General features: G+C 71.8%; 28 protein-coding genes. 18 read left to right on the top strand and 10 right to left on the bottom strand.

Annotated elements, in window-relative coordinates:
- Positions 1-45: 45 nt before the first annotated feature.
- Positions 46-672, bottom strand: coding sequence for an O-methyltransferase (locus ACIGNX_RS29145; protein ID WP_396544013.1), 627 nt, complete (start codon positions 670-672; stop codon positions 46-48).
- A gap of 217 nt (positions 673-889) precedes the next feature.
- Here ACIGNX_RS29145 and sigE point away from each other — a divergent pair, with 217 nt between their 5' ends.
- The 4 genes from sigE to tatB all read left to right on the top strand — a co-directional run bounded on the left by sigE (position 890) and on the right by tatB (position 4,179).
- Complete coding sequence (sigE, locus tag ACIGNX_RS29140; RefSeq protein WP_396544012.1) at positions 890-1,480, top strand: RNA polymerase sigma factor SigE; 591 nt, start codon at positions 890-892, stop codon at positions 1,478-1,480.
- Complete coding sequence (locus ACIGNX_RS29135) at positions 1,477-2,100, top strand: zf-HC2 domain-containing protein (RefSeq protein ID WP_396544011.1); 624 nt, start codon at positions 1,477-1,479, stop codon at positions 2,098-2,100. The genes sigE and ACIGNX_RS29135 overlap by 4 nt, the downstream gene beginning before the upstream one ends.
- A gap of 128 nt (positions 2,101-2,228) precedes the next feature.
- Entirely contained in the window at positions 2,229-3,752 is a 1,524-nt protein-coding gene (locus tag ACIGNX_RS29130) for a trypsin-like peptidase domain-containing protein (protein ID WP_396544010.1), read from the top strand.
- A gap of 49 nt (positions 3,753-3,801) precedes the next feature.
- A complete protein-coding gene (tatB, locus tag ACIGNX_RS29125) occupies positions 3,802-4,179 on the top strand; it encodes a Sec-independent protein translocase protein TatB (protein WP_396544009.1) in 378 nt (125 codons plus the stop codon).
- An 81-nt stretch (positions 4,180-4,260) separates the two neighbouring features.
- On the opposite strand, the gene ACIGNX_RS29120 is transcribed toward tatB, so the two are convergent.
- Entirely contained in the window at positions 4,261-5,394 is a 1,134-nt protein-coding gene (locus tag ACIGNX_RS29120; protein ID WP_396544008.1) for a P-loop NTPase, read from the bottom strand.
- A gap of 134 nt (positions 5,395-5,528) precedes the next feature.
- Between ACIGNX_RS29120 and ACIGNX_RS29115 the strand changes: the two genes are divergently transcribed.
- On the top strand, positions 5,529-5,990 hold the full coding sequence (locus ACIGNX_RS29115; RefSeq protein ID WP_396544007.1) for a MarR family winged helix-turn-helix transcriptional regulator: 462 nt from the start codon (positions 5,529-5,531) through the stop codon (positions 5,988-5,990).
- Between the two features lie 19 nt (positions 5,991-6,009).
- On the opposite strand, the gene ACIGNX_RS29110 is transcribed toward ACIGNX_RS29115, so the two are convergent.
- The 4 genes from ACIGNX_RS29110 to ACIGNX_RS29095 form a co-directional block, all read right to left on the bottom strand.
- Entirely contained in the window at positions 6,010-6,501 is a 492-nt protein-coding gene (locus ACIGNX_RS29110; protein ID WP_396544006.1) for a DUF1003 domain-containing protein, read from the bottom strand.
- A complete protein-coding gene (locus tag ACIGNX_RS29105; protein ID WP_396544005.1) occupies positions 6,494-7,747 on the bottom strand; it encodes a magnesium transporter MgtE N-terminal domain-containing protein in 1,254 nt (417 codons plus the stop codon). Before ACIGNX_RS29105 ends, ACIGNX_RS29110 begins: the two co-directional genes overlap by 8 nt.
- Before the next feature lie 75 nt (positions 7,748-7,822).
- Positions 7,823-8,683, bottom strand: a complete 861-nt coding sequence (locus tag ACIGNX_RS29100) for an aminoglycoside phosphotransferase family protein (protein WP_396544004.1) — start codon at positions 8,681-8,683, stop codon at positions 7,823-7,825.
- The gene (locus ACIGNX_RS29095) at positions 8,680-9,015 is read right to left on the bottom strand and encodes a hypothetical protein (protein ID WP_396544003.1); all 336 of its coding nucleotides are present in this window, start codon (positions 9,013-9,015) and stop codon (positions 8,680-8,682) included. Before ACIGNX_RS29095 ends, ACIGNX_RS29100 begins: the two co-directional genes overlap by 4 nt.
- A gap of 114 nt (positions 9,016-9,129) precedes the next feature.
- On the opposite strand from ACIGNX_RS29095, the gene ACIGNX_RS29090 reads away from it, so the two are divergent.
- From ACIGNX_RS29090 to ACIGNX_RS29080, 3 genes are read left to right on the top strand one after another with little or no spacing between them, the layout of a single operon-like run.
- Entirely contained in the window at positions 9,130-10,089 is a 960-nt protein-coding gene (locus tag ACIGNX_RS29090) for an HpcH/HpaI aldolase/citrate lyase family protein (RefSeq protein WP_396544002.1), read from the top strand.
- Positions 10,090-10,132: 43 nt separating this feature from the next.
- A complete protein-coding gene (locus ACIGNX_RS29085) occupies positions 10,133-11,236 on the top strand; it encodes an AAA family ATPase (protein ID WP_396544001.1) in 1,104 nt (367 codons plus the stop codon).
- Positions 11,233-11,895 (top strand): DUF4276 family protein, encoded by a 663-nt coding sequence (locus ACIGNX_RS29080; protein ID WP_396544000.1) that lies wholly within the window; start codon positions 11,233-11,235, stop codon positions 11,893-11,895. The genes ACIGNX_RS29085 and ACIGNX_RS29080 overlap by 4 nt, the downstream gene beginning before the upstream one ends.
- 38 nt (positions 11,896-11,933) lie before the next feature.
- Here ACIGNX_RS29080 and ACIGNX_RS29075 read toward each other — a convergent pair whose 3' ends face one another.
- A complete protein-coding gene (locus tag ACIGNX_RS29075) occupies positions 11,934-12,233 on the bottom strand; it encodes a DUF4190 domain-containing protein (protein ID WP_396543999.1) in 300 nt (99 codons plus the stop codon).
- 142 nt (positions 12,234-12,375) lie between these two features.
- Between ACIGNX_RS29075 and ACIGNX_RS29070 the strand changes: the two genes are divergently transcribed.
- The 8 genes from ACIGNX_RS29070 to ACIGNX_RS29035 all read left to right on the top strand — a co-directional run bounded on the left by ACIGNX_RS29070 (position 12,376) and on the right by ACIGNX_RS29035 (position 20,993).
- On the top strand, positions 12,376-13,572 hold the full coding sequence (locus tag ACIGNX_RS29070; protein ID WP_396543998.1) for an acyl-CoA dehydrogenase family protein: 1,197 nt from the start codon (positions 12,376-12,378) through the stop codon (positions 13,570-13,572).
- 169 nt (positions 13,573-13,741) lie between these two features.
- Positions 13,742-14,278 carry a general stress protein gene (locus ACIGNX_RS29065; protein WP_396543997.1) on the top strand — a complete coding sequence of 179 codons (537 nt, stop codon included), beginning with the start codon at positions 13,742-13,744 and terminating at the stop codon, positions 14,276-14,278.
- 171 nt (positions 14,279-14,449) lie between these two features.
- On the top strand, positions 14,450-15,697 hold the full coding sequence (locus ACIGNX_RS29060; RefSeq protein WP_396543996.1) for an ABC transporter substrate-binding protein: 1,248 nt from the start codon (positions 14,450-14,452) through the stop codon (positions 15,695-15,697).
- Positions 15,694-16,665, top strand: a complete 972-nt coding sequence (locus ACIGNX_RS29055) for a carbohydrate ABC transporter permease (protein ID WP_396543995.1) — start codon at positions 15,694-15,696, stop codon at positions 16,663-16,665. Before ACIGNX_RS29060 ends, ACIGNX_RS29055 begins: the two co-directional genes overlap by 4 nt.
- On the top strand, positions 16,665-17,510 hold the full coding sequence (locus ACIGNX_RS29050) for a carbohydrate ABC transporter permease (RefSeq protein WP_396543994.1): 846 nt from the start codon (positions 16,665-16,667) through the stop codon (positions 17,508-17,510). Before ACIGNX_RS29055 ends, ACIGNX_RS29050 begins: the two co-directional genes overlap by 1 nt.
- Positions 17,511-17,514: 4 nt before the next feature.
- The gene (locus ACIGNX_RS29045; RefSeq protein ID WP_396543993.1) at positions 17,515-18,693 is read left to right on the top strand and encodes an ABC transporter ATP-binding protein; all 1,179 of its coding nucleotides are present in this window, start codon (positions 17,515-17,517) and stop codon (positions 18,691-18,693) included.
- Between the two features lie 284 nt (positions 18,694-18,977).
- On the top strand, positions 18,978-19,865 hold the full coding sequence (locus tag ACIGNX_RS29040; protein WP_396543992.1) for an SDR family NAD(P)-dependent oxidoreductase: 888 nt from the start codon (positions 18,978-18,980) through the stop codon (positions 19,863-19,865).
- Between the two features lie 156 nt (positions 19,866-20,021).
- A complete protein-coding gene (locus tag ACIGNX_RS29035; protein WP_396543991.1) occupies positions 20,022-20,993 on the top strand; it encodes a hypothetical protein in 972 nt (323 codons plus the stop codon).
- A 1-nt stretch (position 20,994) separates the two neighbouring features.
- On the opposite strand, the gene ACIGNX_RS29030 is transcribed toward ACIGNX_RS29035, so the two are convergent.
- Both ACIGNX_RS29030 and ACIGNX_RS29025 read right to left on the bottom strand, forming a co-directional pair.
- Complete coding sequence (locus tag ACIGNX_RS29030; protein ID WP_396543990.1) at positions 20,995-21,834, bottom strand: chromosome partitioning protein ParB; 840 nt, start codon at positions 21,832-21,834, stop codon at positions 20,995-20,997.
- A 14-nt stretch (positions 21,835-21,848) separates the two neighbouring features.
- Positions 21,849-22,511, bottom strand: coding sequence for a metallophosphoesterase (locus ACIGNX_RS29025; RefSeq protein WP_396543989.1), 663 nt, complete (start codon positions 22,509-22,511; stop codon positions 21,849-21,851).
- Positions 22,512-22,617: 106 nt separating this feature from the next.
- Between ACIGNX_RS29025 and ACIGNX_RS29020 the strand changes: the two genes are divergently transcribed.
- Entirely contained in the window at positions 22,618-23,703 is a 1,086-nt protein-coding gene (locus ACIGNX_RS29020) for a DUF2332 domain-containing protein (protein WP_396543988.1), read from the top strand.
- 145 nt (positions 23,704-23,848) lie between these two features.
- On the opposite strand, the gene corA is transcribed toward ACIGNX_RS29020, so the two are convergent.
- On the bottom strand, positions 23,849-24,928 hold the full coding sequence (gene corA, locus ACIGNX_RS29015; protein WP_396543987.1) for a magnesium/cobalt transporter CorA: 1,080 nt from the start codon (positions 24,926-24,928) through the stop codon (positions 23,849-23,851).
- Positions 24,929-25,223: 295 nt separating this feature from the next.
- Between corA and ACIGNX_RS29010 the strand changes: the two genes are divergently transcribed.
- A complete protein-coding gene (locus ACIGNX_RS29010; RefSeq protein ID WP_396543986.1) occupies positions 25,224-25,727 on the top strand; it encodes a MaoC family dehydratase in 504 nt (167 codons plus the stop codon).

Here is a 25,727-nt window from a genome sequence, read left to right as displayed (position 1 = left end):
GCGGTCCCCGTCCGACGTGGTCGGGGACCCCGCGGCGCGGTGCGGTCAGCCGGTCTTGGCCGCGACCAGCAGCCCGTCGCCCAGCGGCAGGATCACCGGCACCAGGCGCCCGTCCTCGCGCACCGCCCGCGCCACCTCCCGCATCGCCACCGTGTCCGGGTCGCGGTGCGCCGGGTCGACCACCCGGCCGTGCCACAGCACGTTGTCGAACGCGATCACGCCGCCCGGCCGCAGCAGCCGCACGCCCTCGGCCAGGTACTCCGGGTACTCCGACTTCGCCGCGTCCACGAACACCAGGTCGTACGCGCCGTCGGTCAGCCTGGGCAGCACCTCCAGCGCCCGGCCCCTGATCAGCCGGGTGCGCGACACCGCGACCCCCGCCTCGGCGAACGCCACCCGCGCCGCCCGCTGGTGCTCCGGCGCCACGTCGATCGAGGTCAGCACCCCCGCCGCGGGCATGCCGCCGAGCAGGTACAGCGCCCCGACCCCGGCGCCGGTGCCGATCTCCACCACGGCCCTGGCCTGCAGCGCGGCGGCGAGGAACCGCAGCGCCGCCCCGCCGCCGGACCCGATCGGCACGCACCCCAGCTCGGCGCCCCGGGCCCTGGCCGCCGCGATCACGGCGTCCTCGGGCAGGTAGCCCTCCACGTACTCGCGCGTCGGCGAATCCACAGCACGAAGGCTAACGCCGCCGCCTGCCGGCGGGGGCGGTCCCGGGTGACGACCCGGATTCTCAGCGTGCTCTCAGCCGACTCTCACGATGGTTATAAGCGAGGACGTCAGGCTGGTCCCACGCATGACGAGCAGGAACGACGGGAACACGACGGGGGACCGCAGCGTTGACCCGTGCAGCAGGGCAGCCAGCCCACTGGAGGTGCTTAACCGCCCGATGCCAAAGCAGCCGAACCCCGCACTGACGGCGCCCGCGCCCACGGCGCCCATCGAGGCCGCGGAGTGGGTCCCGCCCACGTGGGACGAAGTCGTGCGGGAGCACGCCGACCGGGTGTACCGGTTGGCCTACCGACTCACCGGCAACCAGCACGACGCCGAGGACCTCACCCAGGAGACGTTCATCCGGGTGTTCCGGTCGCTGGCGTCGTACAAGCCCGGCACCTTCGAGGGCTGGCTGCACCGCATCACCACGAACCTCTTCCTCGACATGGCCCGCCGCCGTTCGCGCGTGCGCATGGAGGCCCTGCCCGAGGAGAGCGACCGCATCCCCGGCGACGACCCCACGCCCGAGGAGGTCTACGCCGACACGCACCTCGACCCGGAGCTGCAGGCCGCGCTGGACGAGCTGCCGCCGGAGTTCCGCGCCGCCGTGGTGCTGTGCGACGTGGAAGGTCTCTCCTACGAGGAGATCGGCGCCACCCTCGGCGTCAAACTCGGTACCGTGAGGAGCAGGATCCACCGGGGCCGCCAGGCCCTGAGGGTCGCACTGGAACGCCGCCGAAGTCTGCTTCGGGAGGACTCTGCATGACCGACCTGCGAGGTTGGCAACTGCCCGAGCAGCACCTGCTGCCCGACGCGGTCGTCGCCTTCGTCGACGGGGAGCTGTCCGCCTCGGCGCACAGCAGGGCCGCCGCGCACCTGGCGCGCTGCCCGTTCTGCGCCGCCGAGGCGTACTCGCAGCAGCAGGCGAGGTCGGCCGTGCGCGCCGCCGACGCGCCGTGCGCGCCCGCGAGCCTGCTGGCCAGGCTGGGGGCCATCCCGCAGGAGGTCGAGCTGCCGCGTGCCCCGGACGGCCTCGCCGTCACCGAGGACGGCCAGCTCGTCACGGTCCAGCGGCCCGACCGGGTCGCGTTCGGCGACGGTCCCGTGCTGGGGTCCGGCCGCCCTTTCGGCACCGGCGGCGGTAGCCGCTTCACCGCGAGCCTGTTCGGCGGCAAACGCGCGCGCCAGGGCGCCGGTGTCGTCGTCTCCGGCCTCATGCTCGGCGCGCTCGCCCTGGTCGCCCCGGGAGCCGAGGACCCCGCGCCCGCGCCCGCCCAGGGCAACCCCCCGCAGCTCTCGCCCGTCGTCGCGCCCACGTCGGTCGCCGACCGGGAGCCGGTCGGCGTGCTGCGCCCGGTCGCGAACAGCGGCCCGCTGGGTCGCTGAGGGGCGTCGGGAAGCCCTTTCGGGAAGAGCACCTGGGAGGACCGCCGGAAGCCCGCTGACGGCAACTTCACCGGTCACCGGGCACGATGGCCCCGCGACAACCATGGCGTGACGACGTGCGGGGAGCGATGAGCGAGCCAGAACAGGGCAACGGGACCCCCAGGTCGGGCGTTGACGACGGGGCGCACCGCAGGCTCGCGCCCCGCCCGTTGAACCGCCCGCCCGTGGACCCCGGGCAGCAGGCCGTGTTCGGCAGGCCGCACGGCGTGTCCGGCGCGTTCTCCGCCGACCGCCCCGGCCTCAACGGCCACTCGCCCGTCCAGCTCGCCCCGCCGCCGCCGGAGGCGCTGTCCACGGCGTTCGGCCGGCCGCGCGGCGACGACTCCACCCTCCTGCAACGCCCGCCCGTCGACCTGGCCGGCGAGCCCGAGGTCGAGCCAGTCTTCTGGGAGGGCAGGCCCGCCGGCGACGCGTGGCGCGACCCGGGCGCGTCGGCCGTCATCGGCCCGCCGGCCGTCACCGAGCAGCCCGAGGGCCCCAAGCCGGAACCGGCGCCCGGACCGCAGCTCAGCGTGCCCGAGCTGCTGTTCGGCCGGCGCGTCAAGCCCGCCGGCCTGGCGCTGCTGCTGGCGGCCGCGCTGCTGGTCGGCGCGGTCGGCGGCATCGTCGGCTGGCTGCTGGGCCGGGCCGACAACCCGCTCACCGACGGCGGCGTCACGCTCGCCGAGGTCAAGCCCGGCAAGGAGCGCCCGGTCGGGTCGGTCGCCGACATCGCCAAGCGGGTCACGCCCAGCGTCGTGTCCATCGAGTTCAAGGGCGCGAACGTGGCGGGTGTCGGCTCCGGCGTGGTGATCGACGGCAAGGGCTACGTGCTGACCAACGACCACGTGGTCGCCCCGGCGGTGCAGGACACGTCGGCGAAGCTGACCGTGGTGTTCACCGACGGCAAGCGGGCCGTGGCGCAGGTCGTGGGCCGCGACTCCAAGACCGACCTCGCGGTGGTGAAGGTCGAGGTGGACAACCCGACCGTGCTCCAGTTCGGCGACTCCGACGAGCTGGCCGTCGGCGACACCGTGCTGGCCATCGGCTCGCCGCTGTCGCTGTCGAACACCGTGACCGAGGGCATCGTCAGCGCCCTGCACCGGCCGGTGACCGCGGCGGGCGAGAACGGCGGCCCCCAGGTCACCTACGACGCGATCCAGACCGACGCGGCCATCAACCCCGGCAACTCCGGCGGCGCGCTGGTCGACTCCTCCGGTGCGCTGGTCGGCATCAACTCGTCGATCCGCACCGAGACCGGCGGCTCGGTCGGCCTCGGGTTCGCCATCAACGGCAACTACGCGCGCAAGGTGTCGCAGGCGCTGATCCGCGACGGCCAGGTCAAGCACGCGGACATGAACGTCAACGTGCGGTCGGCGTCGGCCGAGACCGCCGAGGGCGCCCAGGTGCAGAACGTCCCCGAGGGCGGCGCGGCGGCCGCGGCGGGCATCGTGGAGGGCGACGTGATCACCCGCGTCGGCGACCGGGTGGTGCGCAACGCCGCCGAGCTGACGGTCGCGGTACGGGACCGTGAAATCGGCGAGACGGTGCCGGTCGTGCTGGCCAGGCAGGGTCGGGAGCTGACCGTGCAGGTGACTTTGCGGTCCGACTGACGGCTACGCTGGCGGTCAGGGCTTGGGGCGCGGAAGGTGGGGCACGAGGGTGTTCGACAGCATCGGGTGGCTTGAGATCCTCGTCATCGTCGTGGCGGGCCTGTTCATCCTCGGGCCGGAGCGGCTGCCGGAGGCCGCCGCGTGGGTCGGCAAGAGCATCCGCCGCGTCCGCGAGTACGCCAACGGCGCGCGGGAGCAGCTCAAGCAGGAGATGGGGCCGGAGTTCGAGCAGCTCCGCAAGCCCTTGGAGGACCTGCGGGAGCTGCGCAACTTCGACCCGAAGCGCGCGATCACCAAGCACCTGTGGGACGACGACCCGGTGGACAAGCCGAACGGCCACCCGGCCGTCCCGCCGGTCCGCGACACCACCCGGGAGCGCCCGCTGGAACGCGGCGAGCGCCCGCCGTTCGACCCGGACGCCACCTGACCGCCACCGCCGCGGGCGGCACGGAACAAGGGCTGCACGGAACGAGGGCTCCCGATCGGGGAGCCCCCGCGCGGGGTGCGGTCAGCGGCCGGCCGGTGAGACGTTGAGCAGGCGGCCCGCCAGCCCGCGCGACCGCGTCGACAGCTTGCCCGCCACGGTCGTCAGCACCTGGCCGGCGGCCGACCCGGGGTGCGCCAGCACGATCGGGGTGCCCGCGTCGCCCTGCTCGCGCAGCCGCGGGTCGAGCGGCACCTGGCCCAGCAGCGGCACGTCCGCGCCCACCGCCTGGCTCAGCGAGTCCGCCACGGCCTGCCCGCCGCCCGTGCCGAACACGTCCATCCGCGTCCCGTCCGGCAGCTCCAGCCACGACATGTTCTCGATCACGCCCGCGATCCGCTGGCGCGTCTGCAGGGCGATCGACCCGGCCCGCTCCGCCACCTCGGCCGCGGCCTGCTGCGGCGTCGTCACGACCAGGATCTCGGCGTTGGGCACGAGCTGCGCCACCGAGATCGCGATGTCGCCGGTGCCCGGCGGCAGGTCCAGCAGCAGCACGTCCAGGTCGCCCCAGAACACGTCGGCCAGGAACTGTTGCAACGCCCGGTGCAGCATCGGGCCGCGCCACACGACCGGGGTGTTGCCGGGCGTGAACATGCCGATGGAGATCAGCTTCACGCCGTGCGACTGCGGTGGCATGATCATCTTCTCGACCTGGGTGGGCCGCCCCTCCGTGCCCAGCATCCGCGGGATGGAGTGGCCGTAGATGTCGGCGTCGACAACCCCGACGGACAGCCCGCGCGCGGCCATCGCCACGGCCAGGTTCACCGTCACCGAGGACTTGCCGACGCCGCCCTTGCCCGACGCGACGCAGTACACCCGGGTCAGCGAACCGGGCTGCGCGAACGGGATCACCGGCTCCTCGACGCCGCCGCGCAGCGACTTGCGCAGCTCGGTGCGCTGGGTGTCGCTCATCACGTCCAGCTCGACGCGGACGCCGGCCACGCCGTCGAGCGCCGACACCGCGGAGGTCACGTCGGCGGTGATCTTGTCGCGCAGCGGGCAGCCGGACACGGTGAGGTAGACCGCGACGTCCACGACCCCGTCGTCGCCGACCACGACGCCCTTGACCATGCCGAGGTCGGTGATCGGTCGCCGGATCTCCGGGTCCTGCACACCGGCCAACGCCTTCTGCACGTCGTCAACGGTTGGAAGAGTCACGGGAAACGCCTTCGGGAGAGGTGGTGGGACCGCCATGCTACGGCCGTGCCGCGCACCTCCAAGCTACCGGTTGGTCACCTCCGATCCGGGGGCAGCGCGCACCCGGCCGCGTGCTTTCCGTAACATCGGTACCCGTGCCGGAAACCGGATCTGCCCGGTTGCCCACCCGTACCGAGCTGGGGGTGTGGCGATCCTTCCTCCGGGCGCACGCGAGGCTCACCCGGGTCCTGGAAGCCGAACTGCTCGCCGGGCAACGCCTGTCGCTCGCGGCCTACGACGTCCTGGTCCAGCTCGCCGAGGCGCCGCAGCACCGGCTCCGGATGACGGAGCTGGCCGACGCCGTGCTGCTGTCCCGCTCGGGCGTGACCAGGCTCGTCGACCGCCTGGAACGCGCGGGCCTGGTGCTGCGGGAACGCGCCGACGGCGACGGCCGCGGCGTGGTGGCGGTGCTCACCGCGCAGGGCCTGAACCGGCTGCGGGTCGCCTCGAGCACCCACCACGCCGGCGTGGCCAGGCACTTCGCCGAGTCGTTCGACCACGCGGAGCTGGAGGCGTTCGGCCGCACGTGCGACCGGTTGGCCTCCGACGAGCCCTGACCGCGCCCGCGGTGACGGCTCACGGTGACGGAACGTCGTCCTTGACGGTCCGCTTGCGCTCCCGGAACACCCGCTCCAGCTCGCTGCGCAGGTAGTCGCGGGTCACCACCTCGCCCACCGCCAGCCGCAGCGCGGCCAGCTCCCGGGCCAGGTACTCGGTGTCGGCCTTGGTCTGCGCGGCCCGCGCCCGGTCCTCCTCCAGCGACACCCGGTCCCGGTCGTCCTGCCGGTTCTGCGCCAGCAGGATCAGCGGCGCGGCGTACGCGGCCTGCGTCGAGAACGCCAGGTTCAGCAGGATGAACGGGTAGGGGTCCCAGCGCAGCGACACCGCGACCAGGTTCGTGGTGATCCAGACGATCACGATCAGCGTCTGCCAGAACAGGAACTTGCCGGTGCCCAGGAACCGGGCGAGCCGCTCGGAGAACCGGCCGAACGCCTCCGGGTCGAGCGCCAGCCGGAACCGGCCCTCGGTGCGCGGCTGGTCGAGCCGGCGACGCGGCAGCTCAGGCATGGGTCAGCCCCGTTTCGCGCCAGTTGTCGGGCAGCAGGTGGTCCAGCACGTCGTCCACGGTGACCGCGCCGAGCAGGTGGTCGCTCTCGTCCACCACCGGCCCGCACACCAGGTTGTAGGCGGCGAAGTAGCGCGTCACGTCGCCGAGCGACGCCGACGGCGACAGCGTCGCCAGGTCGGTGTCCAGCACGCCCGCGACCAGGTCCGACGGCGGTTCGCGCAGCAGCCGCTGGATGTGCACGCAGCCCAGGTAGCGGCCGGTCGGCGTGGCCGTGGGCGGCCGGCACACGAACACCATGCTGGCCAGGGCGGGCGTCAGGTCCGGGTTGCGCACGTGCGCCAGCGCCTCGGCCACCGTCGCGTCCGGCGCGAGCACCACCGGCTCGGGCGTCATCAGGCCGCCGGCGGTGTCGAAGCTGTACTTCAGCAGCCGCTTCACCGGCGCGGACTCCTCCGGCTCCATCAGCCCCAGCAGCCGCTCCTGCTCGCCCTCGGGCAGCTCCGCCAGCAGGTCCGCCGCGTCGTCGGGGTTCATGGCCTCCAGGATGTCCGCCGCGCGCTCCTCGTCCAGGTGCGCCAGCAGGTCCTTCTGGTCCTCCTCGGCCATCTCCTCGATCACGTCGGCGAGCCGCTCGTCGTCCAGCGCCTCGGCCACCTCGTAGCGGCGCTTGAACGGCAGGCTGTGCAGGGCCAGCGCCACGTCCGCCGCCCGCATCGTCTCGAAGACCGCCACCAGGTGCTGCGCGCCCTGCGGCTGGCCCGCCAGCTCCGTCACCGACAGCCCGGACAGCTCGTCCCAGCGCAGCACCTGCACCGGGCCGCGGCGGGCCAGCCGCCCGGTGCGCTCCCGCACCGCCACCCGGGTCATCCGCCAGTCGCGGGTCCGGGTGGGCTCCATCGCGGCGTCGACCAGCACGGCCGTCGCGCCCGAGCCCAGCCGCACCCGCGCGTCGAGCAGCTCGCCGACCACCAGCACCTCGTTGGGGCGCTGGTGGAACTGGCGCAGGTTGACCGTCCCGGTGGCGAGCGTCACGGCGTTCGGCTCGATCGAGGTGACCCGCAGCATCGGCACGAAGATGCGCCGCCGGGTCGCCAGCTCCAGCACCAGGCCCAGCACCCGCGGCGGCTGGCGGTCCACGCGCAGGCCGATGACCAGGTCGCGGACCTTGCCGATCGACTCGCCGTCCGGCCCGAACACGGGCAGACCGGCGAGCTGGGCGGCGAAGACCCGGTTTGCGGCGACCACGTGATCAGGTTAGTCCGCGCGGGCCCGCGCCGCTGCGTTCCACTGTGGACTACCGCGGCGGATTGTCCCGGCGGACTACCGCGGCGGGAGGGCGCGGGCGATCGCCTCGACGGCGGCGGCCATCCGGTCCAACCCCTGGTCCAGGCACCACAGCCAGGTGTCGACGGCCCGGCAGAACGCCCAGCCGCGGGCCAGCCCGACGTCCAGCTCGCCGAGGTCGCACAGCGCCGCGAACCGGTCGCGCACGCCCCGGTCGCCCGCCGGCTCGCCGAACCTGTTCCACAGCAACGGGATCACGGCGAACTCGGGGTCGCCCGCCAGCGGCTTGGGGTCGATCATCAGCCACGGCTCGCGGTCGCCGCGCAGCACGTTGTGGTAGTGCAGGTCCTGGTTGACCAACGTGCCGCCGGCGCCGCGGGCCAGCTCGCGGCCCAGGTCGCGGGCCCGTTCGACGAGCGCGGCGGGCAGCGGGCCGCCCAGCGCGTCGTTCTCGGCGACCAGGTCGGGGAACTCGTGGCGGCGGAACTCCGGGCCGGCGGGGACGCGCAGCCCGCGCAGCAACCCGCCCGCGACGGCCAGCGCCTCCTCGATCGGCGCGCCGTCCAGCGACCTGGTGTGGTCGAGCCGTTCCAGCAGCAGCGCACCCCCGGCGTCGTCGTGGTCCAGCAGCCGCACCACGCCGCGGCCGTCCCACGCGCGCAGCGCCGCCGGCTCCTGGCGCGTCTCGTCGTCCAGCCAGGTCAGCTTCAGCGCGGCCGGGTGGCCGTCGGCCCGCCGCACCGGCAGCACCACGGCGACGTTGCCGGTGAGCGGGTCGCCGTCGGGGGCGAGGTGCCAGCGGGCGCAGAATTCCGCGGCCAGCGCGGGCAGCGCGGCCCGCCACTCGCGCGCCCGCTCGCCGAGGATCGCGCCGAAGCCGTCCGGCACGGTGATCACGCGGGCGCCAGGCGGTAGACGTCGGCCCACCGCGGCCTGCCGTTGAGCCGGACGGCCCGCAGCGCCGCGTCGGTCTCCGCGTCCGGTTCGGCGCGGTGGGCGGTGGCCCGCGCGTCGACGAGGTGGGAGTGGGTGGTGGGGGAGCGGACGGTCACCGTGCAGGGGACGCCGTCGGCCAGGCCGGGTACCTGCTGCTCCGTGCCGCCGACGGCCACCAGCAGCGCGCCGTCGCGCCACAGCGCCCACACCAGCCGCGGCTCGTGGCCGTCGGGTCGGATCCACACCGCCGCGGCCTTGCGCAGCGCGTTGTCCAGCACCTGCTCGATCTCCACCGGTTCAGCCTGCCACGGACCTGTGAGCCGGGACTCACGAAATAGCGGGCGGCACACGCGCGTGCCACCCTTCGCACGACGAGAGTTACCGGCCGGTACGAGGAGGTACCCACAGTGGTCGACCAGCAGCGTCCCCGTCGTTCCTGCCTGGCCGTGCCCGGGTCGAGCCAGAAGATGATCGACAAGGCCCGCACGCTGCCCGCGGACCAGGTGTTCCTCGACCTGGAGGACGCGTGCGCGCCGCTGGCCAAGCCGGACGCGCGCAAGACCATCGTGGCCTCGCTCAACGAGGGCGGCTGGGGCGCCAGGGCCCGGGTCGTCCGGGTCAACGACTGGACCACCGAGTGGACCTACCGCGACGTCACCGAGGTCGTGGAGGGCGCCGGCGCGAACCTCGACTGCATCATGCTGCCCAAGGTGCAGACCGCCGAGCAGGTGCACGCCCTGGACCTGCTGCTCACCCAGATCGAGAAGACCATGGGCTACGAGGTCGGGCGCATCGGCATCGAGGCGCAGATCGAGAACGCCCTGGGCCTGATCAACGTCAACGCGATCGCCACCGCCTCGCCGCGGGTGGAGACGATCATCTTCGGCCCGGCCGACTTCATGGCGTCGATCAACATGAAGTCCCTCGTGGTCGGCGAGCAGCCGCCCGGCTACGACGTGGGCGACGCCTACCACTACATCCTGATGCAGATCCTCATGGCCGCCCGCGCCCACGACAAGCAGGCCATCGACGGCCCGTACCTGCAGATCCGCGACGTCGAGGGCTTCAAGCGCGTGGCCGGTCGCTCCGCCGCGCTCGGGTTCGACGGCAAGTGGGTGCTGCACCCGGGCCAGATCGACGCGGCGAACGAGGTGTTCAGCCCCAAGCAGGAGGACTACGACCACGCCGAGAACATCCTCGACGCGTACGACTACTTCACCTCGGAGAAGGGCGGCAAGCGCGGCGCGGTGATGCTCGGCGACGAGATGATCGACGAGGCCTCGCGCAAGATGGCCCTGGTGATCTCGTCCAAGGGCCGCGCCGCCGGCATGTCCCGCACGAACGTGTGGTCGCCGCCGGAAGACTGACTTCTTGGGGCTCCCGGTCGGCACGTGGTCGTAGAGTGATCGCGTGACCGACCGGGAGCTGACGTCCATCGAGATCGAGGGCTACACCTCGATCCGTTCGGCTTCGGTGCCACTCGGCCGGCTGAATGTGCTGATCGGCGCGAACGGCGCCGGCAAGAGCAACTTCATCCGCGTGTTCGAACTGCTCGGGCGGTTGATCGAGTCCGACCTCCGGCTCTTCGTCGGGAAGAACGGTGGTGCTTCGGCGCTGCTGAACACCGAGCCGGAAGTGGAACGGATCGGCGTCCGCCTCAACGGCGCTCGGCACGGCTACGAGGCCGTGCTGGTGCCGGGTAGTAACGACGATCTCATCTTCGAGCGCGAGGTTCTGCACGAGAACGTCACCGGTAGGCGTGACCGGTGGGACATCGCGGCGGGTCACCGGGAGACGTGGCTGCACAAATCCGAAGGGACGTTCTTCGCGGACTGGGCTGCGTACGTCATCGATCTGCTCCGGGGCTGCCGCGTCTACCACTTCCACGACACGAGCCGGAACGCTCCCGTCAAGAGACTGGGCCCCACCTCGGACAACCTGATGCTGCGGAGCGACGCGGGCAACCTCGCGGCCGTGCTCTCGGTCCTGTCGGAGAGCAGCGACAAGACCTACAGAGCGGCCTACCGTCGAATCTTGGGCGTGGTTCGGCAGGTCGCGCCATTCCTTCGGGACTTCGTGCTCCGACCCGAGGGCGATGATCGGCTCCGCCTCAGATGGCGACAGGTCGACTCGGACATCGTGTTCTCCGCCAATCAGATGTCCGACGGTACCCTTCGCTTCATCTGCTTGGCGACATTGCTGCTGCACCCCGCCTTGCCCTCACTGGTCGTGCTGGATGAACCGGAACTCGGTCTGCACCCCTACGCCGTGGTGCAGTTGGCCGGTCTGCTGAGGCAAGCGTCGGCACGTAGTCAGGTACTCGTCGCCACACAATCGGTCACCCTGATGAACCAGTTCGACCTCGACGACCTGATCGTGGTCGAGCGCGTGGACGGCGCGTCGACGTTCACCCGGCCGGATCGGGAGCGGCTCGGTGCGTGGATCGAGGAGTACTCGCTGGGCGAGCTGTGGGAGAAGAACCTGATCGGGGGCAGGCCGGGCGGGCAGACGTGACCGGTGCCTTCCGGCGGGTCCACCTGCTGGTCGAGGGGCAGACCGAGGAGGTCGTGGCCGATTCCGTCATACGTCCGCACCTCGAAGGGCTCGGGTGGGTCACCAGCGTGTCGCTGGTCAAGACCAAGCGGCCAGCGGCCGGTCCGTCGCACAAGGGCGGCATCACCGGCTGGGCGCAGGTCCAGCGCGACGTCCGGCTCCTGCTGAACGACACGAGCCTCGACGTGCTCACCACGGTGTTCGACTACTACGCGTTCCCGGCGGACTGCCCGGGCATGGCCGACCGGCCGTTCGGCGACGTCTACGAGCGCGTCGAGCACGTGGAGCACCGCTTGGCGGAAGCGGTCGGCGACCCGCGGTTCCGACCCAACCTCGTGATCCACGAGTTGGAGGCCTGGGTCTTCGCCGCCGCCGAGGAACTGGGGCAGCTCCTGGGCGGCGAACTGGCCGCCCGGCTCCGCGACGACGTGCACCGCGCGGGCGGTCCCGAGCTGATCAACGACGGACCCGCCACCGCGCCCTCGAAACGGCTGCTCGCCTACCACCCCGGCTACGTCAAGACGATCGACGGTCCGCTGGCGGTCCAAGACCTCGGCCTCGCGCGCCTGCGCGCCGCGTGCCCCCACCTCGACCGCTGGCTCGGTGCCTTCGAGGGGTGACCGGCCGCACGCACCGGTGACCCGGCCGCGCGTCCGGGTCAGCGCGTCGGCACGGGCAAGGTGCCGCCGTGCCGGAACAGCGCCATCACCAGGATCACCCAGAGTACGATCCCGGCGACCCACAGCACGGTGAGCACCGCGCCGACGACCAGCCCGGCCGTGGCCATGCCCCAGCCCTCCTCGCCGGTGCGCCGGATCTGCTTGCGGGCCACGATGCCGAGCACGATCCCCGCGGGCGAGAAGAGGAACGCGGTGATCAGCGCCGCGATCGCCATCCCGTTCGTCGGCCGCGGTCCCGGGTGGTGGCCCGGTTGCCAGTAGGGCGGTGGCTGCGACATCTCGTCCCCCTGCTCGGTCGTCCGGGCGGCCAGGCTATCGGCTGTTTCGGTTCAGCGGGTGGCGATGAGCACTTCCGCGGCGCGAACGCGCGTTAACCGGTCCATACTCGCCGGTAACCCGAGAGCTACGAAGGGAAACGCGATGGCGCGCCTGGCCCGGACCGCTGGACTCACCGACGTCCAGGAGGAGATCCTGTCGACGGTCCGCACCTTCGTGGACAAGGAGATCATCCCGCACGCCCAGGCGCTGGAGCACGGCGACACCTACCCCGCCGACATCGTCGAGGGCATGAAGGAGATGGGCCTGTTCGGGCTCACCATCCCCGAGGAGTTCGGCGGGCTCGGCGAGTCCCTGCTGACCTACGCCCTGGTGGTCGAGCAGATCGCCCGCGGCTGGATGTCCGTGTCCGGTGTGATCAACACCCACTTCATCGTGGCGCACATGCTCAAGCAGCACGGCACGCCCGAGCAGCGGGCCCGCTACCTGCCCCGCATGGCCACCGGCGAGGTGCGCGGCTCGTTCTCCATGTCCGAGCCGGAACTGGGCTCCGACGTGGCCGCGATCCGGACCCGGGCCGTGCGCGAGGGCGACGACTTCGTCGTCAGCGGCCAGAAGATGTGGCTGACCAACGGCGGCACGTCCAACCTCACCGCCGTGCTGGTGAGGACCGACGAGGGCGCGGACAAGCCGCACCGCAACCTCACCACGCTCCTGGTCGAGAAGCCCGAGGGCTACGGCGAGGTCGCGCCCGGCCTCACCATCCCCGGCAAGATCGACAAGATGGGCTACAAGGGCGTCGACACCACCGAGATGGTCTTCGACGGCTTCCGCGTCCCCGCCGACCGGGTGCTGGGCGGCGCGACCGGCAACGGGTTCCGGCAGATGATGGACGGCGTCGAGGTCGGCCGGGTCAACGTGGCGGCGCGGGCGTGCGGCATCGCGCTGCGGTCGTTCGAGCTCGCGATCGAGTACGCGCAGCAGCGCCGGACGTTCGGCAAGCCGATCGCCGAGCACCAGGCCATCGCGTTCAAGCTCGCCGAGATGGCGACCAAGGTCGAGGCCGCCCACCTGATGATGGTCAACGCGGCGCGGCTGAAGGACTCCGGCGCGCGCAACGACGTCGAGGCCGGCATGGCCAAGCTCATCGCCTCGGAGTACTGCGCCGAGGTGACGCAGGAGGCGTTCCGCATCCACGGCGGCTACGGCTACTCCAAGGAGTACGAGATCGAGCGCCTCATGCGCGAGGCACCGTTCCTGCTCATCGGCGAGGGGACGAGCGAGATCCAGAAGACCATCATCAGCCGCGGCCTGCTGCGCGACTACCGGTCCCGCGGCTGACGTCCCGGCGGGGCCGGGCCGGCGGCGGGTTCGGATGTGGACGGTCGGGTGGCGGACGCCCGACCGGGGCAGCAGGTCACGGTCGGGTCAGTTTCGCGGCCATCCGTTTCGCGCCGATCGCCCGGTGTTGGCAGGATGGGGTGATCAGCACCGCGAAGAGGTGGTCACCGTGACGAGTTCCTTCTCCGGCCAGAACCGACCCGGGGTGCCTCCCCGGCTGCCCACCCCGCCCACCGGCTGGCCCATCGGCTCGTACAGCACCTACGAGGAGGCCCAGCGGGCGGTCGACTTCCTGGCCGACGACGACTTCCCGGTCCAGGAGGTCACGATCGTGGGCGTCGACCTCATGCTCGTCGAACGGGTCACCGGCCGGCTCACCTGGGGGCGCGTGCTGGGCACGGGCGCGGCGTCGGGCGCCTGGTTCGGCCTGTTCGTCGGCGTCCTGCTCAGCCTGTTCAACACCAGCCCCGGCACGAGCCTCGGGCCCATCGTCGCCGGCCTGGTCGTCGGCGTCGGGTTCGGCCTCATCTTCGCCGCCGTCGGCTACGGCTCGGCGCGCGGCAAGCGGGACTTCCAGAGCGCGAGCCAACTGGTCGCCGGCCGTTACGACGTCCTCTGCCAGCCGCGTTCCGCCGAACGGGGCCGCGACCTGCTCGCGAAACTCGCCATGCGGCCCTCCGACGCGGGCAAAACCGGCACGGACTGAGGTTTGCACCACCACCTGATCGGGTAACGCCGTTCCGGGCTTCGCGTGGTTGCGGCACCTGATCACCGGGCCTACGTTCGTTCCACCGGTCGGCCCAGCCGGCCGGTGGGCACGACGAGGTGCCGGGCGTCGCGGTCTGGCTCCTCCGCTGTCGGGAAGGAGGCAGGACCGATGAGGCGCAAGGGTCATCGGTTGGCCGTCGCAGGGGGCGCCGCGCTGATCGCGTCGTCCGCGCTGGCGGGCTGTGGTTCGGGTGACGGCGGGGTCACCATCAACGTCTACAAGTACCCGCAGGAGAACTTCCAGAAGATCGTCGACGACTGCAACGAGCGCGCCGACGGCTACCGGATCGTCTACCACAAGCTGCCGCGCGAGGCCGACGGCCAGCGCGAGCAGATGGTCCGCAGGCTCGCCGCCGAGGACCCCGGCATGGACGTGCTGGGCCTCGACGTCACCTGGACCGCCGAGCTGGCCAAGGCGGGCTGGATCCGGGAGTTCACCGGTCGCGCCAGGACCGAGGTCGAGAACGGCACCCTGGAGACGCCGCTGGAGACCGCCCGCTACGACGGCAAGCTGTACGGCGCGCCCGACAACACGAACGTCCAGCTCCTCTGGTACCGCGGCGACCTCGTGCCCACCCCGCCGAAGACGTGGGACGAGATGATCGACCAGGGCTCCAGCCTCAAGCAGCAGGGCAAGCCCGGCCTGGTGGAGGCGACCGGCAAGCAGTACGAGGGCCTGGTCGTGCTCTACAACACGCTGGTCCGCTCCGCCGGCGGCCGCATCCTCGACGAGGACGGCACCAAGGCCGTGGTGGACGACGGCGCGGTCAAGGCGCTGGAGGTGCTCAAGAAGTTCGCCACCTCCGACGTGGTCGACCCGTCGTTCTCCAACGCCGTCGAGGACGACGCCCGGCTGGCCATGGAGGGCGGCAAGGCCGCGTTCATGCTCAACTGGCCGTACGTCTACGCCGCCGCCCAGTCCGTGCCCGACCTGGCCAAGAACCTCAAGTGGGCGCCCTTCCCGTCGATCGACGGCGGCGACGCCAAGGTCACCGTCGGCGGCGTCAACTACGGCGTCAGCGCCTTCTCGCCGCACCCCGACCAGTCGTTCGACGCGGTGCTGTGCCTGCGCAACGCCGAGCACCAGAAGTTCGCGGCCATCAACGACGGCGTGCCGCCGACCATCGAGAGCGTCTACGAGGACCCGGAGATGGCCGAGCCGTACCCGATGAAGGACGCGATCCTGGACACGCTGAAGAACGCGAGCGTCCGCCCGCGCACCCCCGCCTACCAGAACGTCTCCACCGTCATCTCCACGATCCTGTCGCCGCCCGGGGACATCGACCCGGCGCGGACCGCCGACCGGCTGCGCACCGAACTCCAGGACGCGCTCGACTCGAAGGGGGTGCTGCCGTGAGCCACGCCGTCAACGCCGACACCGGCCGGGCGGGTGCCGACCCCGCGGCCGAACCCGCGCTCTCGCCCAAGGCGAAGGCCGCGCTCAGCGAGGGCCGCAAGGCCGAGCGGCGGCTGGGCCTGCTGCTGTGCGCGCCCGCGATCCTCATCATGGCCGCGGTCGCGGGCTGGCCGATCCTGTACTCGGTGTGGCTGTCGCTGCAGCGCTACGACCTGAAGTTCCCCGACCGCACCGAGTTCGTCGGCCTGGACAACTACGTCACGGTGCTGACCAACCCGTACTGGTGGAACGCCATGTGGGTGACGGTCCTGATCACGGTGGTGTCGGTGGTGGTCGAGCTGGTGCTCGGCATGGCGCTGGCGCTGATCATGCACCGCACCCTGGTCGGCCGCGGCATCGTGCGCACGTCCACGCTCATCCCGTACGGCATCGTCACGGTCGTCGCCGCGTTCTCCTGGCGCTACGCCTGGACGCCCGGCACCGGCTACCTGGCCGAGACGATCGCGGGCGGCGAACCCGTGCTGACCCAGAAGATCCCGGCGATCCTGGTCGTGATCCTGGCCGAGATCTGGAAGACCACGCCGTTCATGGCGCTGCTGCTGATGGCCGGCCTGGCCCTGGTGCCCGACGACCTGCTCAAGGCCGCCGCGATGGACGGCGCGACCGCGTGGCAGCGGTTCACCAAGGTGATGGTCCCGGTGATGAAGCCCGCGATCCTGGTCGCGCTGCTGTTCCGCACCCTCGACGCGTTCCGCATCTTCGACAACCTGTTCGTGCTCACGGCCGGGTCGCAGGGCACGTCCTCGGTGTCGATGCTGACCTACAACAACCTGATCAAGGGCCTGAACCTGGGCATCGGCTCCACCATGTCGGTGCTCATCTTCATCGCGGTGGCGATCATCGCGTTCGTGTTCGTGAAGCTGTTCGGCACCGCCGCGCCGGGCAGCGACAGCGGGGGGAGGCGCTGATGGCGGGCATCGGAGGGGCCGTGACGACCGGCCGCAAGGCGCGCTGGACCGTCCTCAACGTCCTGGTGGTGGCCTACGCGCTGGTCCCCGTGCTGTGGATCGTGTCGCTGTCGTTCAAGACCAAGGAGACGCTGGCCGACGGCAACTTCATCCCGCGCGCCTGGACGTTCGACAACTACAAGTCGATCTTCTCCACCACGGAGTTCGTCCGCGCGCTGGTGAACTCCATCGGCATCGCGCTGATCGCCACGGCGATCGCGGTCGTGTTCGGCACGATGGCCGCCTACGCGATCGCCCGGCTCGACTTCCCCGGCAAGCGGCTGCTGGTCGGGGTGTCGCTGCTCATCGCGATGTTCCCGCAGATCTCCCTGGTCTCGCCGCTGTTCGAGATCGAGCGGTCGCTCGGCCTGTTCGACACCTGGCCCGGGCTGATCCTGCCCTACATCACGTTCGCGCTGCCGCTGGCGATCTACACGCTGTCGGCGTTCTTCCGCGAGATCCCGTGGGAGCTGGAGAAGGCGGCGAAGATGGACGGCGCGACGCCCGGGCAGGCCTTCCGCCGGGTCATCGCGCCGCTGGCCGCGCCGGGCGTGTTCACCACCGCGATCCTCGTGTTCATCTTCTGCTGGAACGACTTCCTGTTCGCGATCTCGCTGACCTCCACCGAGCGGTCCCGCACGGTGCCGGTCGCGCTGTCGTTCTTCACCGGCAGCTCGCAGTTCGAGGACCCGACCGGGTCGATCGCCGCCGCCGCCGTGGTGATCACCGTCCCGATCATCCTCTTCGTGTTGTTCTTCCAGCGTCGGATCGTCGCCGGGTTGACCTCCGGCGCCGTCAAGGGGTGAAGCAATGGCCGAGATCGTTCTGGACAGCGTGACCAAGCAGTACCCCGACGGCGCGGTGGCCGTGCGGGACGTGGACCTCGAGATCGCCGACGGCGAGTTCATCATCCTGGTCGGCCCGTCCGGCTGCGGGAAGTCCACGACCCTCAACATGATCGCGGGCCTGGAGGACATCACCTCCGGCGAGCTGCGCATCGGCGGCGAGCGGGTCAACGAGCGCGCGCCCAAGGACCGCGACATCGCGATGGTGTTCCAGTCCTACGCGCTGTACCCGCACATGACGGTGAAGGAGAACATGGCCTTCCCGCTGCGACTGGCCAAAGTGGACGACGCCACGGTGGAGAAGAAGGTCCGCGACGCCGCCGAGATCCTCGACCTCACCCAGCACCTGGACCGCAAGCCGTCCAACCTGTCCGGCGGGCAGCGGCAGCGCGTGGCGATGGGCCGCGCGATCGTGCGCAGCCCCAAGGCGTTCCTGATGGACGAGCCGCTGTCCAACCTCGACGCCAAGCTGCGCGTGCAGATGCGCACCTCGGTGTCGCGGCTGCAGAAGCAGCTGGGCACCACCACCGTCTACGTCACGCACGACCAGACCGAGGCGATGACCCTCGGCGACCGGGTCGTGGTGATGCGCGGCGGCGCGGTGCAGCAGGTCGGCGCGCCGCAGCACCTCTACGACAACCCCGCCAACCTGTTCGTCGCCGGGTTCATCGGCTCCCCGTCGATGAACTTCGTGCCGGCCTCGCTGGAGGACGGCGTGCTGCGCTCGGCGCTCGGCGACGTGCCGCTCACCGACCGGGTGCGCGGCCTGCTGGAGGGCGTCGACGCGCCCCGCGAGGTGATCATGGGGTTGCGGCCCGAGCACTTCGAGGACGCGCGGCTCGTGGACGACGCCGTGCGCGCCAAGGGCGTCACGTTCACCGACCACGTCGACGTGCTGGAGTCGATGGGCTCCGACAAGTTCGCCTATTTCAGCCTGAAGGGTGAACAGGCGACGTCGGCGGAGCTGGCCGAGCTGGCCGCCGACGCGGGCTCGGCCGACGTGCCCGGCGGCGGCGTGTCGCTGGTCGCCCGGATCGCCGCGACGTCCACCGCCGTCGAGGGCGAGCAGGCCGACATCTGGTTCGACGCCGACAAGGTGCAGCTGTTCGACCCGCGCGACGGCCGGAACCTCACCTACAGCTGACGCGCCCGCCCCGCGGAGCCGCCCCCGGGACACCGGGGGCGGCTTTCACACTTTCCGGGCAGGGCGGACCGGGCGTTTCCACTGCTCACGGTGCGTTGCCGACCAGCCGCGTGCATCGGCAGGGACGAACTCCCTGGGCCATTCAGCGCAGCAAACCCGCATCTCGCCGCATTCGCCGCGCCGCGGCCGCCGCCGATCCCCAACGCTGGGTGAAAGGCGGAGACGACTCCGGCCGTAAAGGGCCCGGGGCAGGGGAGTCCGCCGAGCACAGAGAAGAGTGCGAGATGGGGATTCTTGACGGCAAAGCGGTCGTGATCACCGGGGCCGGACGTGGCCTGGGTGAGGCGTACGCGATGCAGGCCGCACAGGCCGGCGCGGCGGTCGTGGTCAACGACGTCGACGCTGACCAGGCCGAACACGTGGCCGAGCGGATCCGGGCGTACGGCGGGCGCGCGGTGGCGAGCGCGGCGACGGTGGCCGATCCCAGCGAGGCCGAGAAGATCGTGGGAATGTGCCAGGCGGAGTTCGGCCGCGTCGACGGCCTGGTGAACAACGCGGGGTTGAACTACGAGGCGCTGCCCTGGGAGGACGACCCGGAATCGATTCGGAAGATCGTGGAGGTCAACGTCCTGGGTGTCATATACACCGGAATGGCGGCGATGCGCCTGATGCGCGAGCAGGGCCACGGCTCGATCGTGAACATATCGTCGGGCGCGTTTCTCGGTCAGCGCAAACTCGGGGCCTACTCGGCCACCAAAGGCGCGGTGGCCTCGCTCAGCGCGTCGTGGGCGCTGGACCTGGAGGGGGACAACATCCGGGTCAACGCCGTGTGCCCGGTCGCGCACACCCGCATGGTGTGGAGGTCGGAGCGCGCGCTGAGGGCCATCCCGGCCGACCGCACGCCCGGCAAGGTCGCGCCGCTGGTGCTGTTCCTGCTCAGCGACGCGGCGCACGGGATCACGGGCCAGATCGTCCGGTGCAACGGCAGGCAGCTGCACCTGGTCGGGCACCCGTTCTTCAAGCAGCCGATCCTGGAGAGCGACACCTGGGACCCGGCGTCGGTGAAGCGGGCGTTCGACGGCGTGCTCCAGGCCCACCTGGAACCGTTCGGCCTGGAGAAGCGCATGCCGCCGCGCCTGCGCGAACTGGTCGAACCGGGCCGCACCGCCTGAGCCCGGCGGTGGGGTGGGGGAGCGCCGTCCGAGCCGGCGCTCCCCCGCCCCCGCGCGAGGTTCACCTGTTCGCCCGCGCCCCAACCCCCTTCCGGTCATCGGCCACCCCTTCGGGTGATCGCCCGACAGGTGGGTGGGGCTGCGACGATGCTGGTCATGGCCACGCGCGCTCCCCGGATCACGGACTGGCGGCTGGTCGTGCAGTCGCGGCTCGACCGGGTGCGCGCCGACCTCGCCTCGCTCGGTCCCCCCGACCCGCTCGACCCGGAGAGCGCGCGGTGGCGCGCCGTCGCCGCGCAGGAGGCCGCCGTCGTCGAGGACATGATCACGCGCACCGAGTCGCGGTGGCGGACGGTGGCGTCGTGGTGGTCCGGGTGGCACATCGAACGGGCCTGGAGGTCGTTGCACGAGGCCGAGATCGCCGTCGTCGCGGCGGGCCCGGGGTTCCTCGGGCGGCTGCCCGGGCTGAAGGCCCGCGTGGCCGAGAACCTGGACGAGGACGACCCCCGGCGGGTGGCGCTGGAGGAGTTGCGGCCCGGCGAGTTCCCCCTCGCGGTCGAGCGGGAGATCGTCGTGGACGCCCTGCGGGCCGCGTTCGACGCCTCCGACTTCGCCCACGCCGGGTCGCGGGCGCTGCGCAACAAGCTCATCGCCACCTCCGTGGTGCTGTTCGTCGTCAACACCGCGCTCGGCGTGGTCGGCCTGCTGAAGCCCGGCCTCATCCCGATGTGCGTGAGCGCGGAGAAGCTGCCGACGGTGTGCCCGTCGGGCAAGTCGGCCACCGGCGCGGACGTGTGGCTCACGCAGGTGTTCGGCGCGTTCGGCGCGGTGCTGTCGGCCGTCGTGCTGCTCCTGCGCCGCCGCCCCAGCCTCTCGCCGTACGTCATGGTCGGCTACCAGGCCCTCATCAAGGTGCTGCTCGGCGCGGCCCTCGCGGTGGTCGGCATCCTCGGCCTCGGCTCCGGCGTCACGACCGGCCTGATCGGCGTGGCGTCCCAGGCCGCCCTGCTGCTGTGGGCCGTCATCCTCGGCTACGGCCAGCAGGTCGCCACCCGCCTGCTCGACAGCTACACCGACCGGGTGATGGACCAGGCCCGCCCGCTGCCCCGGCTGGAGGGCCAGCGGTAGCTCACCGGCGCGAGCGCAGCGCCGCGATGACGTCGGCGTCCCACCGGTGCGTGCGGATCAGCCGGTACCGCTCCGCCGCCACCCACAGGTACGCCTCGGTCTCCGTGCGGTCGCCGACGAGGTCCGCCTGCCGCAGCATCCCCACCACCGGCTGGTACTCCTCGGCGTACCACCGCCGGGCGACCACCACCCGGTCGAGGAACGCCCCCTCGTCCTGCATCAGCCGGAACCCCCACGCCTCCACGTGCTCTCCCAGCTTCGCGTAGTCCCACGGGTCCGACAGCACGACCGCCGCCCGCGCCTCGCCGCCCAGCGGCACCCGCTCCAGGAACAACCGCCGGTAGTCCTTCACGATCAGGTCGCCCCGGTGCCGGATGCCGTGCGCCGCGATCCGCGTCACGACCTCCGTCACGTAGGCGTCGATCAGCTCCAGCCCCAGCGCGTGCGCCACCGACACCCGGTGGTGCCCGTCCTGCACGAAGTGGAGGTCGCCCACCCGGTACACCTCGATCGGCGGCACGGCCTCGCCCCGCCGCTGCGCCACCGCCAGCCGCTGCCACCGCTCCCGCACCCGCGCCGACGTCGGCCGGAACCGGCGGTCGAAGTCCCGGGTCCGGTCCACGCTGCCCACGATCGAGTCCAGCCGGATCGCGCGCAGCCCCAGCCGCCGCTCGCCGAGCACCCCCAGCGACTCCACCACCTCGTGGAACGGCAGCGTGATGTTCACGTCGTCGGGCTCGCGGCGCAGCCACGCGGCCAACCGCGACAGCACCTGGCGGCGGCGGGCGCGCAGGAAGTCGTTCTCCGCGTCGGCGCGCGGGAAGCCGGTGTCACGGGGCACGGCGCTCCTCCTCGTCAACCCGCCCGGGTCGGGATCTCCAGCACCCGGTAGCCCACCACGTTCACCACCCGGGTCGCGCCGAGCACGCGGTCCGGCCTGGCCTGACCGTGCGGGTGGATGTGGCCGTGCAGCAGCAACGGCGGGCGCAGCCGCCGCACGCCCTCGTGCAGGCACGCGAACCCGCGGTGCGGCGGGTCCGGTTCGTCGCCGCAGCCCAGCGGAGGGGAGTGGGTCAGCAGCACGTCCACCCCGCGCCCGTCGCGCAACCGCCGCCACCGGGCCGTCCGCACCACCCGCCGCAGCCGCCGCGCCTGCTGCCGCTCGGTCCACTGGTTCGGCCCGCCGCTGTACCGGATCGACCCGCCCAGCCCGGCGATCCGCAACCCCGCGACGTCCACCACCCGCGCGTCGGCGTTCACGCCGCCCGCCGGGCCGGGCCAGCGCGCCGGCAGGCCCGCCCTCGTCCACAGCCCGCGCACGTTGGCGTACCCCGTCAGGTCCACGTCGTGGTTGCCCGGCACGAACACGCACGGCCGGTCCAGCGCGCCCGACAGGTGCTCCAGGTAGTCGAACGGCAGGTCGCCGGCCGCCACGACCAGGTCGACGTCGTGGCGGCGCACCCGGTCGGTCCACCAGCCCTCGACCACCTCGTCGGCCACCGCGAGCACCCTCGGCACCCGTCGAGCCTAAGCGCTGCCGCCGACCGCCACAGGTTGTCGGTGAAAGGGTGAACAGCGCGTTCCTCCTACTGCCGCACAAGGGAAACCGGGTTAACGTCACAGGGTGCTCGCCGAGCTGTTCCTCGACGCGTCCCGTGCCTGCGAAGCCCACAGCCCGCTGACCCGCGCCCTGCTGGTCGCGGCGGCGGAGGACCTCGCCCGCGGCGGCGTGACCGCGCGGGTCATGGCGGGCGCCGAGTGCGACCGGCACGGCACCGTGCCGGGGCTGCGGTTCGCGGGCGCGCTGCACCGGCTCGTGCTGGAGGGCCGCGCGCCGGCGCTGGCGAGGCACTACCCGACGGTCGGCGGCGAACCGGACTTCGCCACCCTCTGGGACGACGCGCTGACCGTGCTGCACGAGCAGGCCGACGAGCTGCGCGCCCTGGTCACGTCCACGGTCGTGCAGACCAACGAGCCGGGCCGCAGCGCGCCCCTGTTCGGCGGCCTGCACACCGCCACCCACCTGGCCGCCGACGAGGCGGGCCGCCGGGCCAGGTTCCCGGTCCGGCTGCTGGAGGTCGGCGCGTCCGGCGGGCTGAACCTGCGCCCGCACCGCGTCGCCTACCGCGTCGACGGCGAGGTCTTCGGCGACCCGGGCAGCCCGTTCGCCCTCGACCCGGGCTGGACGGGACGGCCGCCGGTCGACCTGCGCCACGACCTGCGCCTGGTGCGGCGCGCCGGCTGCGACCTCGACCCGGTGGACGTGTCCACCGAGGACGGGCGGCTGCACCTGTCGTCGTTCGTGTGGGCCGACCAGGTCAACCGCTTCGCCCGCCTCCAGGCCGCGATCGACCTGGCCCGGCTCGACCCCGTGCCGGTGCGGCGGGCGACCGGCCCCGAGTGGCTGGCCGAGCAGCTCGCCCAACCGGAGCGGGACGTGCTGACGGTCGTCTGGCACTCGGTCGTGTGGCAGTACGCCTCACCGGCCGACCGCGCCATGGGCCGCGCGATCCTGGCCGACGCCGCCGCCCGCGCCACGCCGGTGGCACCGCTGGCGCTGCTGGTCTACGAGCCGCGGCGCACCCACGCCGCGGGCGCCTACGAGTTCCGGCTGCTGCTCAAGCTGTGGCCGGCCGGCATCTCGCTGCGCCTGGGCACGGGTGCGGGGCACGGCGTCCCGTTCACGTGGGACACCGCGCCCTGGGACTGAACCCCGGGGTCAGGAACCCGTCGCGATCAGCAGGGTCACCGTGGCGAGCCAGCCGATCAGGAACGTGAGCACCCAGAACCGCAGGTTGGTGAGCATCCTGGTCATAGCGGAACATCCCGTCGCAGGAAGGGGCAGGTGAGCGGACTCAGAGCCATTGGTTCCGGCGGAATATTCGGTACAGCGTCAGGCACACCACGAGGATCACCGCGATCACCATGGGGTACCCGTACTTCCAGTGGGTCTCCGGCATGACGTCGAAGTTCATGCCGTACACGCCGACCACCATCGTCGGCACGGAGATGATCGCCACCCACGCGGCGAGCTTGCGCATGTCCGAGTTCTGCTGGAGCGTGATCTTCGCCAGCACGGCGTTGACCAGCGTCGTCAGCAGCTCGTCGAAGTTGATCACGCGTTCGGACACCTCGGTGAGGTGGTCGTCCACGTCGCGGAAGTAGGAGCGCACCTGCTCGGGGATCAGCGGCGTGTAGCCCTCCGCCAGCCGCCGCAGCGGCACGGCCAGCGGCATCACCGCCCGGCGCAGCTCCAGCACCTCGCGCTTCATCAGGTAGATCTGGTCGGCGCTGACCCGGCTGCGCGGCTGGAAGACCAGCGCCTCCATCTGGTCGATGTCGTCCTCGATGTGGTCGGTCACGTCGAGGTAGTTGTCGACCACGTGGTCGGCGATCGAGTACAGCACCGCGGCGGGCCCCGAGCGCAGCCGCTCCGGCTCCTCCTCCAGCTCGCGGCGCACCGCCGCCAGCCCCGAGTGGTTGCCGTGCCGGACCGTCACCACGAAGTGGCGGCCCAGGAACACCATGATCTCGCCGCTCTCCACGATCTCGTTGGCGGTGTCCGGCGACGAGTTCTGGATGTACCGGACCGTCTTGAACACCATGAACAGCATGTTGTCGTAGCGCTCCAGCTTGGGCCGCTGGTGCGCGTGCACGGCGTCCTCGACGGCCAGCTCGTGCAGCCCGAACGTCTCGGCCACGCCCTGGATCTGCCGCTCGTCCGGCTCGTGCAGGCCGATCCAGACGAACCCGTCGCCGCGCCTGCGCACCTCCTCGACCGCGTCGACGTGCGACCAGCGGCCGGGCAGGCGCTTGCCGTCGACGTACACGCCGCAGTCCACGACGTAGGCCGACAGCGGCACGGGGATGGGCACGGGCGGGCGGTGGTCCTGCGAGCGGCCTCTCAGGCCGCCGAGCGAGGGCAAGCTGGGCACGAGGTCCTCCGGTGGGGGCGTCGACTCCGACGAACGACGACGGCACGTCCCCGACCGGTACCGCTGGGCCTAGCTGAGCGAAGCAGGCTCCCCGACGAGGACGCGCGAGGTACTCGCAGGATGGGGGTCGTTACTCATCGGTAGTCCTCACCTCCTCGGGTCGAGTGGCCGCGGCGGTGCAGTCGCTCACAGACCAGTTGCCGAGGGTACTCCCCCGGTGCTCACACTGTCGTCCCGGCCGGAGTGGTCCTCGATCACACCGGCCCCCACAGTTGCCGGCCAACGGAGGCGAACGGTGCAGTTCGGGCGTTACTACGAGGAGTTCGAGGTCGGCGCGGTCTACAAGCACTGGCCCGGGAAGACGGTCACCGAGTACGACGACCACCTGTTCTGCCTGCTGACCATGAACCACCACCCGCTGCACCTGGACGCGCACTACGCGGCGGAGACCACCGACTTCGGCAAGAACGTCGTCGTGGGCAACTACGTCTACTCGCTGCTGCTGGGCATGTCCGTGCCGGACGTCTCGGGCAAGGCCATCGCCAACCTGGAGGTGGAGTCGCTGCGGCACGTCAAGCCGACCTTCCACGGCGACACCATCTACGGTGAGACCGAGGTGCTCGACAAGACGCCGTCGAAGTCGAAGGACGACCGGGGTGTCGTGCACGTCGAGACGCGCGGGTACAAACAGGATGGAACGGTCGTCTGCGTGTTCCGCCGGAAGGTCATGGTGCCCAAGCGCTCCTACGGCGAGGCGCGCGGCGGCGAGCAGCCGGGAAGGCCCGAACCCAAGGAGTGA

Source organism: Actinosynnema sp. NPDC053489, from assembly GCF_044544865.1.
GTDB lineage: Bacteria > Actinomycetota > Actinomycetes > Mycobacteriales > Pseudonocardiaceae > Actinosynnema.
This window is presented reverse-complemented; position numbering and strand designations above follow the sequence as displayed.

Coding starts and splice junctions, on each gene's coding strand:
- ACIGNX_RS29075 (WP_396543999.1), bottom strand. CDS start 12,233: ATGTCGCAGCCACCGCCCTACTGGCAACCGGGCCACCACCCGGGACCG.
- ACIGNX_RS29035 (WP_396543991.1), top strand. CDS start 20,022: ATGGCCACGCGCGCTCCCCGGATCACGGACTGGCGGCTGGTCGTGCAG.
- ACIGNX_RS29060 (WP_396543996.1), top strand. CDS start 14,450: ATGAGGCGCAAGGGTCATCGGTTGGCCGTCGCAGGGGGCGCCGCGCTG.
- ACIGNX_RS29130 (WP_396544010.1), top strand. CDS start 2,229: ATGAGCGAGCCAGAACAGGGCAACGGGACCCCCAGGTCGGGCGTTGAC.
- ACIGNX_RS29135 (WP_396544011.1), top strand. CDS start 1,477: ATGACCGACCTGCGAGGTTGGCAACTGCCCGAGCAGCACCTGCTGCCC.
- ACIGNX_RS29040 (WP_396543992.1), top strand. CDS start 18,978: ATGGGGATTCTTGACGGCAAAGCGGTCGTGATCACCGGGGCCGGACGT.
- sigE (WP_396544012.1), top strand. CDS start 890: ATGCCAAAGCAGCCGAACCCCGCACTGACGGCGCCCGCGCCCACGGCG.
- ACIGNX_RS29110 (WP_396544006.1), bottom strand. CDS start 6,501: ATGCCTGAGCTGCCGCGTCGCCGGCTCGACCAGCCGCGCACCGAGGGC.
- ACIGNX_RS29070 (WP_396543998.1), top strand. CDS start 12,376: ATGGCGCGCCTGGCCCGGACCGCTGGACTCACCGACGTCCAGGAGGAG.
- ACIGNX_RS29045 (WP_396543993.1), top strand. CDS start 17,515: ATGGCCGAGATCGTTCTGGACAGCGTGACCAAGCAGTACCCCGACGGC.
- ACIGNX_RS29050 (WP_396543994.1), top strand. CDS start 16,665: ATGGCGGGCATCGGAGGGGCCGTGACGACCGGCCGCAAGGCGCGCTGG.